Origin of the sequence: Providencia rettgeri, from assembly GCF_013702265.1 — a bacterium.
Taxonomy (GTDB): domain Bacteria; phylum Pseudomonadota; class Gammaproteobacteria; order Enterobacterales; family Enterobacteriaceae; genus Providencia; species Providencia zhijiangensis.
Window position 1 is genome coordinate 790,866 of the sequence record NZ_CP059348.1, and the last position, 11,526, is coordinate 802,391.

Here is an 11,526-nt window from a genome sequence, read left to right on the forward strand (position 1 = left end):
GGCGAATGTCCTCTGAACTATGTAAGAGGAAATTATGCAATCAACCATCCATAACCCCAGCCAACTGAACCAGTTTGAACCACATTTTCGTGGTGTGACTGATGCTGTTGAAAGCGAATCGATACCAGAAGTGGCGTGTTGTCGAGCGTTAGTACAACGGTCGTACTCAACACATAGTGTTTTGATCCCCAAGAACCCTGTGCTGATCGCAGATGCGGACGGGCAAGGTGTTTGGGTAACGGCCATGGTATTTGTTCCAAACTTGGCATTGCAGCAAACCGCTTTTGAGCGGGCCTGGCTGCAATATCAACACGAGGTGTCTACTCAGTTACAAGACCAGTACGGTCTGACATTGGATGACATCCTGAGTTTAGACCAGCTTAAAACGTCATTTGAACAGCACGAGAGTCCAGCTCAATTGGTGGCTTGGTTAGGTCAAAAATACGACCTGGATAAGCTAAAAGCACAGGTTTAAACATCCACATTCCCAGCGGGGAAACGCTCCCGCTGAGGGAGTATTCCCCCTAATGATTAGGAGACTCCCATGAATCATCCATTAAAAAACGCCCTGCCAATCGTTGCCGCCGCTTATGGCGAAAAGTTTGGTGTGAAGGTGCTTATTCAAGGACAAGATGCGTTTACCGATGGTGAGCGGATTGTGATCCCAACAGCAAACCCAGACGACCCACACTATCAACAGATAGCTTGGGGTTATCTGGCTCATGAAGCGGCGCATATTCGGCATACTAATTTTGAAATGGTGCAGAAGGCGTCGTCCAAACCGATCCGTAAGGCACTTCTCAATATCATTGAGGACGTTCGCATTGAAAACGAATTGGCAAAGGATTATCCCGGAACCCGGCGCAGTATTTCGCAAGTGATTGAGTACATGGTGGACACACAGCAAATGTGTGTACCTGAACAGCTTGAGCCTGCATCTAACTTGCAAGCCTGGTTGTTGTTCCGCTTGAGATGCCATTTTCTGGGCCAGAAAGCGCTTACGCCTTTGTATCAAGCAGTCGATGAAAGAGTGAGACAACTCTTTCCTGCCGCAGCGATGAGCCGGTTAAGCGCCATGCTGACAGTAGTGCCTAGCCTAGCGTCTACAGGTGAAGTGCTAAAACTTGTCGATGCCATCGTTGCCATGTTGGAAGAAGAATCTCGTCCACCACAGGATGAGTCGGATGCTGATAACGGTAATGACATGGGACAAGATGCGAGTAATGACAGCAATAACAGTAGTGACAGTCAAACCCCGGAAACTCGTTCGTCTGCAATGGGGGATGCTGCTGAAACGGGGGATTCAGATAACTCTGATCAAGCTGACAATTTGCGAGAAGCCTTAGAGGCCAGTGCCGCTCAGTTTGAACCCGATACCTTTGCACAAGTGGCAGAAGTGTTGTCGGAACAAGCTGAAGGACATCAGGGCGTCACTCCACTCAGTTTGCCCCAAGCAGAGCAAGCTATGTTGGGTGACGAGGCCATCTTGACCTTGTCAGCGTCTGAGTCCGCTCAAATTCGAGCCCGACTTAGGGGCATGGTTCAGTCCAGTCAGGACAATCGGAATCATGCCAAAAGGCACGGTCTTCGAGTTGCAACCCATCGTCTTGCCGCTTCACAAGCAGGTGAGTCGAGATTGTTTATTCAAAGGCAACCTCGCATTGCGCCTAATGCTGCTGTGCACTTGCTGGTCGATATATCGGGTTCAATGGGTAAACCCATTGGCGAAGGTAATCGAAAGTACTTTCATGTTGCCAATGAAGCTGCTTTGGCTTTGACCATGGCACTGGAAGGCATACCGGGTGTTGTACCTGCGGTCAGTTATTTTCCTGGTATTCATCAGGAAGTTTCTATCGCGTTATTGCCCAAGCAATCGGTTCGACATCGGGCCGCCTGTTTTGACCAAAAACCACGAGGTTGTACGCCTATGGCACAAGCGATGTGGTTTGCGGCAAACAGTTTGTTAGCGCAAAAACAGAAGCGAAAGCTAATGATAGTGCTAACGGATGGTGACCCAGATGATTGGGCTGCCACGCATGACATTGTTGACCGGTGCAGACGAAGTGGCTTTGAGCTTCTGGGAATAGGGATTCAAACACGCAGTGTTGAGAAATTCTTTCCTCAAAGCATTGTGATTAACGATGTCAAAGATCTGAAGCGTGAGTTATTCGAAGTAACACAACAACTGTTAATTCAGTAACCACATCAACTTTACCACCCTGCGGGGACGATTCCGTCCCCGTCAGGGCATGGGTTCGTCTCCGCTTTTTTTGGAGACTCCTATGAAAAACAAAAAGTTCTTAGCTGGCGAAGAAACCGGTACTTATATCGTTCCTGAGCAAGTGACTGAAGCGGATATCTTAGATATGGCGCTCAAGCTTGCCCGTGGTCGATTAAGTAAAGGTCGAAAAATTGAACAGCCATCGTCGGCGTTCTCATACCTGCAAACACTGATGCACGAGTATGAGCACGAGGTTTTTGGTGTGCTGTTTCTTGATACAAAGCATCGCGTCATTCGATTTGAAGAGCTGTTCAAAGGCACTTTAGATGCGGCGAGCGTGTATCCAAGGGAAGTAACAAAACGAGCGCTAGAACTTAATGCGGCAGCAGTGATACTGGTTCATAACCATCCATCGGGTGATCCTGAACCCAGTGAAGCTGATAAACGCATTACTCATCGACTTCGTGACGCCTTGTCACTTGTTGATATTCGAACGCTTGACCATGTTGTGGTCGCATCCGAGGGCTGTGTTTCGCTTGCCGAACGCGGTTATCTTTGATGAATGGGCGCATTGCCCATTCTCCTCCATCACAAAAGCAGTCCCATCAACACACATCATCACAGCTCGAATTTCTATTTGAGTTTGATGATGCCCCAGTCACTTGGTCTGACACGGAAATCTGGCAGTTACGCGAAGGCATTCTATTGGATGCGATCCGTGTATTGCTGGACGGTCGTGTCAGTACTCGATTGCGAAAGGATGTGTTGTCGTGGATTCAAAATGACGAATTAACGCCATTTTGCTTTCGTGTTTGCGCAATGGCTGCGGTTGTCGATCCTGATGTGCTTCGTGACTCCATCATGTGGCTATTAAGACGACATGGTATCCAGCTTGACTAACGTTCCTGCATTAACCAAACGGCTCAATGCAGGCCCAGAGCTGACTTTTATCACTTGTGGTAGGAGTCGGCTTTTTACTTAAGGAGGTTATATGGCGTTACCTTTACAAATTGAAACAGTAAGGCCATATCTTAATGGCCAATGGCTTCAAATACTGGCGGCGTTGGTGCCAGAACTTGATGCCGCTATTGCTCGAAAAGGCCGTCATGTGGCTTGTCCTGTTCATGGCGGTCGTGATGGCTTTAGGCTGTTCAAAGATGCTGAATATACCGGAGGTGGCGTTTGTAACACCTGCGGTATCTTTCATGATGGTTTTGAACTGTTGTCTTGGATTAATGGATGGAACTTTGCTCAGTCTATTGAAGCAATCGGCCAGGTTCTTGGTATTCAACCCGGACAAATACAAGCGCCTATTCGGCCAATACCGAGTAACGCAGTTGATTGGAAGGCTAGAAAGCAGGACGAGGACAAAGCGATTATCCATCGCTTGAATCAAACCTGGGGAGAAACGTTTTCTCTTGCAGATACTCGTGCGCAACCAGTTTGGAACTACATGCATCGTCGTGGCATTGTTACCCGGCTTCGTCCTGAATGGGATTCGGTGCTGAGGTATCATCCAAACTTGCCTTACCATGATGAAGATGGCTTGTTTATCGATAGCTACCCAGCGCTGCTAGGTAAAATCGTTACTCAGCAAGGGCGTTCGGCCACGTTTCATCGGATCTACCTAAGTGAAGATGGATTCAAAGCGCCGGTTGAAAAGCCTAAAAAGATGATGCCGATACCAAGTGACAGAACAATCACTGGTGGTGCCATTCCGATAGGTGAGCCTGGTGAGGTATTAGGTGTTTCTGAAGGCATCGAAACAGCTTTAGCGGTTACCAGAGCTACGGGACAGACATGTTGGTCGGTTGTGAATGCAACGCTACTGGCTAGGTTTGAACCACCAAGTAATGTGAAAATGCTGTACATCTGGGCAGATCACGATCTCTCTGAGACCGGCCTGAATGCAGCGAATGAACTCAAGAAAAAAGCCTGGCAAAAAGGCATTCTGACACAAGTTCTGATCCCTCCGATACCAACGTCACTTGGCGTGAAAAGTTGGGATTGGAATGATGTGCTGAATGTTTACGGAGCCATGGGCTTTCCGAAAGTTCATATCTGATCTAAGGGGCTTCGGCCCCTTTTTTTGCGCCTTGCATATTTGAAAAATCATGGAGAATGAAAAATAGATAACCAATAGGAGAAACAAACATGATGGTATTAACCCTGTTAACAAAGCAGATTGATGGTGAGTTTACGGTTTACTGGAAGACCGGCCTTCGAAGAGGTGGTGAACTAAAGGTCGATTTAGGTGAGCAATACGACAAGCTAACTGAGCAGCAAAAGCCAATTGCAGCTGAGCTCTATGCGATTCATCACCTACTGTCAGTGAAAGAGGTGATGGGGAGTAACCGAAGCGGTAATGGGCTTCAAATCCGGGTCAGTAAAGGAGCTATCAAAAAGTTACAGAAACAACGCTCAACTCAGCATTCACTTTACAGCCTGACTAGGTTTTTGCTCACTCGATACCAGGAAGCACAGATATCGGTAGAGAAACGGGAAGATTGGCTCTCATATTCCTTCGAAGAATACAGCGTCGATAATGCTACCGTGAGAGAAATCGATGAGGTCATCAACGTTCCGAACATTGGACCTGTCGTGGTGACTCGTCATGCACTGGAACGGTTTGTGGAACGGCTTTCAGACGGTGCTCCTAAGCATCCTTGGAAGGCTTTGTGCACAAAGCTGCTATGCTCTGGGCTAACTAAAGCCCAGTTACCAGAAAGCGTCGCTATCCAAAAAACAAAAAAATATGCACAAGAGGCCGAGTTCTGGCAGCATGTTGGTAGCAAAATGAACTTTGTTATGGTTCCGGGTGACTCAATTAAAACGTTGGTTACGGTTTTTGCAGTAAATTGAGTTAATGTAGTATTCAAAATTTCTGAATATTACTTACGTGCCGATAGCAGAACTTCAGTAACTAATCATACTAACTAGTTGAATCTAAATTGCTTGACGTTATTACTTAGAAAGGCTCTTCTTCTTCAAGAGCATATGTTCCTTCTGCTTATCGGGCATAAAGAGTACACGATTGTCCTTTAATGACTCGGGATACTTGTTTAAACCTGTCGAAATGATAACTTGAAAGTCAGCTCCATAATTTTTCAATTCTTCCAACTGACGAATACAGTTAATCAGATACTCTAATTCGATTCCGGCAGTTTCAGGTGTGTCAATAAGTAAAAAGCGCGGGAATGTCACTGATTCATCAGACAAAGCTAAATGCATGAGAGTGATAAAGTACATCATTCGAATTGAAACAAGTGAACTTGTTTCTCGATAGAGACCATCATTAATTGAAGGCAAATAGTTATCAAGCGCAATCTTTGCCGATCTGCAATCAGGCAAAGTATTTTTCATCAGCTCATCATACTTTTTACTAAACGCATTTACCTTCGAAGTTACATCCTGTTGAGCTTTAATCTCAAGCCCTTTCCTCTTTAACTCAGCGTCTTTTGCTTTAGAGCTAACCAGATCAAAATCTTTTTGGATACGTTCCAGCTTTGATTCAATCTCCAACAATCGATTCAAATTCGCAACATCTTCTCTAAGCTGCAATATTTTATCGTCAATATCATTTAGGCTTTCAATGTCAACAATTTCATCGACCCGCCCAAGCATTTCTTGTAGCTTTTCACGGAAAGTCACCGACTTTTTCTCTATCAACTCAATTTCTTTTTTAATCTCTTGAACTTCAGAGTCACAATCATCATATGCGGTTTTAATTGTTGACAGTGCCTTAAGTTTCGTTTTCAGAATATCTTTATACTCTTTTGATGTGTAGAAAAACCTCTCATATTGTTCTTCTTCTATCGAAGCGCCACAAACACAATGCCCTTCCACACGATCCACGTGACTTAAGCAGTATGGACAAGTATCAGATGTAAAAAGGTTTAGATGATCGTGTGAAAAAATAACTTTTTCAATGCGTCTAATTTCTGAAGCAGATTCATTTCTAACTACGTTTAATTTGTACCGTTCATCAAGAGCTGAAACCAGATTTTCTTTTAATCGGCTTAATCTAAGTTCACAATCAATTAATTCTGATTTGCACGACTCAATATCTTGATTAATTGTATTTGATCCAGTTCGATTTCGCTTGAATGCCTGTCTGGCATCATGCAACTTGTCAATTTGCTGCTCTTTATCAGAGATTTCTTTCTGTAAAAAACTGACATTTTTAGCCCCGCCATTTTTTCGCATTTTGTCGGCTAAAAGCGTGTACTCATTCACAACCGCTTTAGCCAAGCTTTTCTCTCTCGACAGCTTCTTTTCCTCGACAATAGAGTCGTAGTAATCAGAATAGGCTTTACCAACTAAGAGTTCAAAAATAGCTTTTCGAACCAACTCAGAATCAGAAACATACGTTGAATTAGTATCTGGCTTTTTATAAATACCCTCTGGGTTCGGCTGTTGATCGTGATAAATCAGCCGCATCAAGTCTGATATATTAATTTTAAATGTATTATATCCATGAAAAAGCTCGACCACAGATATTTCCAATTTCTCGAGAATCCAGTCAGAAAAAACGTATGAATCTTTGCTTCTGTTTACGGGATATATTTCAGTCTTATCTTCCGAAAGAGAAAATCTTACCTTCTCTTTAATTAAAGTATTTTTATCTTCTGAATATATCTTCTCAACCACCCGCTCATAGGGGATTACTGTTACTTCATTATCTCCAAAGTAGCGCCTTAGTAAATAACTGCCATCATTGATTGAGATATAAAGATCAACATAGTTATCACTATCAGAAGTTATTTCATCGTGGCGCTTATCATTATTTCTTCGAAATATTGGAACCTCTCCACCCAATGCAAAATAAATCAAATTACAGAAGGTGCTTTTCCCTGTTCCATTATCGCCCTCAATTAGGATGATATTTTCGTCGAACTCTTTAGACTCGAAAAAATACTTGCTTCCTTCATAAATAAGCTTATTAACTCGCATCAGACCCATGTTCGAACTCCATTTTCAACATAAATTTTACCTAACATGGTATCCAGAGTTAGCGATGCCAACCGTCCCACTTTCTTTGATATATTTATTATATTCTTAGATTCCGACTCGAAAACATTGCTGTTCAAAAAGTCATTGGGAAGGTTATCCTTAGTCAAAGTAACATCAATTTCTTGTGCTTTACCTCGATTCAAAGTCACATAGCCTCTCTTCTCAAGAACAAACAACAACTTAAGAATTTCACTTCTTCTAGTTAATCCATTCGAATAGCTGTCAAGTAAACACTCATAATCTTTCGGGTTCAGTTTTTCTCCTGAAGAATGAGAAACCACATAGACTGTTTTATCATTACTGATAATGTCAGTTAAAAAAGCCAACTTCCTGTAGTCTCTAAAAAATTTCCCATCACGACAACCTAAAGAATCCAAAATAACAAGAACGGAATAGCAATAAAGATAGAAATCTTCACCGCTTAAGTACATTAGCCTTTTCTTTGTACTTACATCACTCATCACTACACTCATCAAAAGCTAAAAAACACCCATCAAATAAATTCCAAATAATTCCTTCTATTGTTTTATCATTAGAAATCGTATATTTGTAATCGGTCTTTAACTTAGAAATATCTTCTACTGCTTTTGATAAGAGCGTTTGAAGAACAGCATCCAAGTCGTTGCCGCTTTCAGGGGCTACATATCCATCATCTGAAAAATATTCTTCACAAGCTTCAAAAACACGATACTTCAAAGACAAAAAAGACTTGTCTGCTTCACGCTCTTCATACTTAGAGCCACTTGCTTTTCTAGCTAACAGTCTAATTCGACGATCTGAAATATCCTCAATTACTGAAAGTACTTTTTCCTTCAGATTTCGCTTGTCGGTCACATCCTTTTCAAGCTCGGCGATATAGCGCCAAGTAGGGTCTATACTCTCGTCTGGAATTTGAGACTCTGCTTCTTTAAAAATCAGTTTTACATCTGAACTATGAACCAACTTATCGACTAAGTTTTTACTATTTTGCTTTTCACTCAGCTTATCCATTAACAAACAAAATATTATTTTTTCTTTGCCTATATGCGCATTGTTGTGAAGTGGTGAATTTTCAATATCCGTTAAAACTGTCTGCTTGAGTGCATCCTCATCTTCCTGACCGAAATGCCATAAAATTTTCCTCAAAAACTCTTTAAACATATCAGCATTTAGACCCCGAAGCGTTTCTAAGTTTCCTGACTTAGGCTTTTCTTTATATTGGGAAGCGTACTCTTCAACAAGAATTTCTTTTACTAAATTAATTGTATCGTCTGAAACATCATCAAACGATTGAAGAATTTCTAAAATTGGTTTTTCTGGTAGAGCTATTTCTTTACCGCTATTGAGCTTGGATTTTCTTTCCTTACCGACATCCCTCGTCGTGTAAAAGCCCAAATATACGCTGTTGCTGGTGCGAAATTGATCTACATAGATGTCATAAAAACTGACCAACGTATTTATAACCGGAGGACTAAAAATTGTGAAATTGCCATTCAAGTCATAATTCTTGTCTTCTTCGAAGTAATTACTGACTTCTCCATCTACAATAGTCTGATGGGAAACATCTTCGAGATTTTCCACCGCAGTAAAAAATACAGTACTTCTATCCTGCTGAATCGTTTGCAGCATGAGCTTAATCGCCCTTATGAGCTGTAATCTAAAGCCTTTGCCAGAGTCTCCAGCTTCCCTATTGATAGTCTCTACTGCCATAAAAAAGTGTCATCTTGATTTAATCTGGCCAATGTACACGATCACTCTTTAAAAGTTAACCCACAGCTATATTTCCTCTGCAAAGTTTGATAGTTCGATGTCCGCTCCTAGCTCAAAACGGAAAACCATATTTTTGGCTCATTAAAGTTAGCTGTTACTGGTCAAGACAGCTAGTCAGAAACACACACGATTCATTCATCTATCTGGCTAATCGCCCTGACGGGGATCTTTAGCATGTTAGCTCTATGAAATTTTCTGGAGCTGACAATGAGAACCCCCTTGTTCCCTTGGTTCATCCTATGGGTGACCATCCCAATCATTATTTTCTTGCTATTCATCTTGCCCGCCCATGCCAGTGATGGACCATTCTATCAGCGTGGTCAGGAAGGCTGGTTTTGGTATCAGGTTATTCCTGAACCTGAGCAGCCTGATGAGCTGATAGAGCCGGAAACTGGTGTCGTGGAGTCCAGTCAGAGCGAACTAAAGCCCTTCAGTGCCGCATGGTTCCGAGAGCATATGCAATCGTTCATGGACAAGGCAATTGATGAGCCGACGAATGAGAACGTCAGAGCCTATCTGTATCTCCAGCGAGTCATGATGGATAAGGGCTCACAGTTTGCTGATGTTAGTCAGCAGGTGGTCATGGGCGATCCTGTTTTGGATGAAATCAGTCGCAGACCCTTGGCGACCTACGCTGCTAATCGGATGGACCGAGAAGCTGGCGCTCAACGGGATGTTGCTTTAGGTGAAGTAGCAAAGCGAGCAGGCTTGTTCTTTTTCTATCGTTCAGATTGCCCTTACTGCCATGCTCAAGCGCCTATCATCGAATCCATGGCTTTGAACTACGGTTTCGAGGTATTTGCTATTGCTGTCGATGGCTTGCCTTTACCGGGTGGAGAGTTTCCCAATTTCAAAGTCGATTCAGGACAAGCTCAATCGTTGTCCGTTACGACTGTCCCTGCCGTGTTCTTAGTTGATCCACCTAATGTCATCACTCCCATTGGCCAAGGTGCAATGAGCCTTGATGAGCTCAATAATCGAATTATTCTCGCAGCCCATCAAGCCGGTTGGATTGACGATCAAACTTACTATGCCACCCGACCTGTTCAACCCGGCGTGTCACTCGCGATGTCAGCCCAAGAGCTTAACGAAAAGATATTACAGGACCCTGAGTTCCTTGTTCGCTATCTGCGTGCACAAGGAGGGTTATAACGATGAAAAAAGTATTCCGAGTATCGCTAATCGCCTGTGCGATTGGTTTTTCATCTATGAGCCAAGCAAGCTTGCAACAGGAGATGAACCAGTTGTTTGGTTCAATGACCAACACCACTGCGCCTGGTGTATTCGAGAGTCAACGTCGTGGTGTGATATCTGGCGGAAGCGTTGTTGTTCGTAACAGGATCATGAACGAAAACCTCGTCTCTATGGTGCCTCCGTCATTCCAAGCTGGTTGTGGCGGGATTGATATGTTCGCTGGAAGTTTGTCATTTGTTAATGCGGATCAGTTTGTTCAATTACTTCGCTCTGTTGCTGCAAACGCCAAGGGGTACGCATTCCAATTGGCGCTCAGTGCTATGTGTGAGAAATGCTCCCAGCACATGGAGACACTGCAAAAGAAAATCCAGCAGTTGAACGAGTATTTTGGCAATTCCTGTCAAATGGCTCAGGGAGTCGTGAACGATACCCTGGCTGCTTTTGGTAAAAAGGGGCAAACAGAAGCCAGCATGTTGAGCTCACTTAAAGGGGCTGGAGACATTTTTACCAGTTGGAGTGAGTCCAACGGTAAGAACCCTTATGAGAATGCTTCAAGTGTCGCAGCATCGGATGTGAACAAAACGATTAAAGGTAACTTGGTCTGGCGAGCACTGAAACGTCACTCGGCATCAAGCTGGTTTGCATCGGGGGATGACCGTTTTCTTGAAGCGGTTATGTCGGTGACTGGTTCGATCATCGTTGGTGATTTAGCGAATGCCGCTGATGGCCAAGGTAAAGCCCCGAAACTGACCAGACTGAATGGCAATAAAGTGACTATTGAGCATCTAATTCACGGCGGTAACGTCGCTATGTACCGATGTGACACAGTGACACAAGACGGCTGTCTGAATCCGACAATCACTAACGTGACCCTGACGGGGTTATCAACCCAAGTAGAAAATTTACTTCTTGGTACAGGTTCCAGTAACGGCATTATTTTTAAGTTTGCTCGAAATACAGGAGCTGCTAGCACCACCGAAAAGGCTTTTATGACCTCGGCTCCTGCCAGCATTGGGGGCATGATTCGAACTCTTTCTGCATTAAATGAAGGGGCCGCTAGGTCGTTTGCTTCACGAGCGGCACCATTTATTGCTGTTGAGATGGCCCGAGCATTAGTTGAAGACATGCTCAATGCAGCTAGAAGTACCTCCGGTGTGGAAGATCATGCCTATGCGAAGTTATTAACGGAAGACCTTGAACGTGCACGTCGCCAAATCAATGAGGAGTACGCCGCGTTGCAGCGAAGATACGGCTCAGAGCAAGAGTTGCTGGCACATTTTAACCAGGTGATACAGACCATTCGCAAACAGCGTTATTACACCGTTAAATCTACGGCGCTGGGGGAATAG

11 protein-coding genes are annotated in these 11,526 nt (G+C 43.7%); 8 read left to right on the forward strand and 3 right to left on the reverse strand.

Annotated elements, in window-relative coordinates:
- Positions 1–34 precede the first annotated feature (34 nt).
- The 6 genes from H0913_RS03535 to H0913_RS03560 all read left to right on the forward strand — a co-directional run bounded on the left by H0913_RS03535 (position 35) and on the right by H0913_RS03560 (position 5,083).
- Complete coding sequence (locus H0913_RS03535) at positions 35–475, forward strand: hypothetical protein (protein ID WP_025610734.1); 441 nt, start codon at positions 35–37, stop codon at positions 473–475.
- Positions 476–544: 69 nt separating this feature from the next.
- Positions 545–2,200 (forward strand): VWA domain-containing protein, encoded by a 1,656-nt coding sequence (locus H0913_RS03540; RefSeq protein ID WP_181477983.1) that lies wholly within the window; start codon positions 545–547, stop codon positions 2,198–2,200.
- Between the two features lie 82 nt (positions 2,201–2,282).
- A complete protein-coding gene (gene radC, locus H0913_RS03545; protein WP_025610838.1) occupies positions 2,283–2,780 on the forward strand; it encodes a RadC family protein in 498 nt (165 codons plus the stop codon).
- Positions 2,780–3,121 carry a hypothetical protein gene (locus tag H0913_RS03550; protein ID WP_025610839.1) on the forward strand — a complete coding sequence of 114 codons (342 nt, stop codon included), beginning with the start codon at positions 2,780–2,782 and terminating at the stop codon, positions 3,119–3,121. Before radC ends, H0913_RS03550 begins: the two co-directional genes overlap by 1 nt.
- A 91-nt stretch (positions 3,122–3,212) precedes the next feature.
- Positions 3,213–4,286: a DUF7146 domain-containing protein gene (locus H0913_RS03555; RefSeq protein WP_181477984.1), complete on the forward strand. Its 1,074-nt coding sequence runs from the start codon at positions 3,213–3,215 to the stop codon at positions 4,284–4,286.
- A gap of 89 nt (positions 4,287–4,375) precedes the next feature.
- Positions 4,376–5,083 carry a hypothetical protein gene (locus H0913_RS03560; protein ID WP_181477985.1) on the forward strand — a complete coding sequence of 236 codons (708 nt, stop codon included), beginning with the start codon at positions 4,376–4,378 and terminating at the stop codon, positions 5,081–5,083.
- Positions 5,084–5,185: 102 nt separating this feature from the next.
- On the opposite strand, the gene H0913_RS03565 is transcribed toward H0913_RS03560, so the two are convergent.
- The 3 genes from H0913_RS03565 to H0913_RS03575 are packed head-to-tail and all read right to left on the reverse strand — an operon-like array spanning position 5,186 to position 8,923.
- Positions 5,186–7,183 carry a hypothetical protein gene (locus H0913_RS03565; protein ID WP_024015932.1) on the reverse strand — a complete coding sequence of 666 codons (1,998 nt, stop codon included), beginning with the start codon at positions 7,181–7,183 and terminating at the stop codon, positions 5,186–5,188.
- The gene (locus tag H0913_RS18850; RefSeq protein ID WP_024015933.1) at positions 7,174–7,695 is read right to left on the reverse strand and encodes a hypothetical protein; all 522 of its coding nucleotides are present in this window, start codon (positions 7,693–7,695) and stop codon (positions 7,174–7,176) included. Before H0913_RS18850 ends, H0913_RS03565 begins: the two co-directional genes overlap by 10 nt.
- Entirely contained in the window at positions 7,688–8,923 is a 1,236-nt protein-coding gene (locus H0913_RS03575; protein ID WP_043960473.1) for a hypothetical protein, read from the reverse strand. Before H0913_RS03575 ends, H0913_RS18850 begins: the two co-directional genes overlap by 8 nt.
- 267 nt (positions 8,924–9,190) lie before the next feature.
- On the opposite strand from H0913_RS03575, the gene H0913_RS03580 reads away from it, so the two are divergent.
- Both H0913_RS03580 and H0913_RS03585 read left to right on the forward strand, forming a co-directional pair.
- Positions 9,191–10,135, forward strand: coding sequence for a thioredoxin family protein (locus H0913_RS03580; RefSeq protein ID WP_181477986.1), 945 nt, complete (start codon positions 9,191–9,193; stop codon positions 10,133–10,135).
- Positions 10,136–10,137: 2 nt separating this feature from the next.
- Positions 10,138–11,526, forward strand: a complete 1,389-nt coding sequence (locus tag H0913_RS03585) for a conjugal transfer protein TraH (protein WP_025610843.1) — start codon at positions 10,138–10,140, stop codon at positions 11,524–11,526.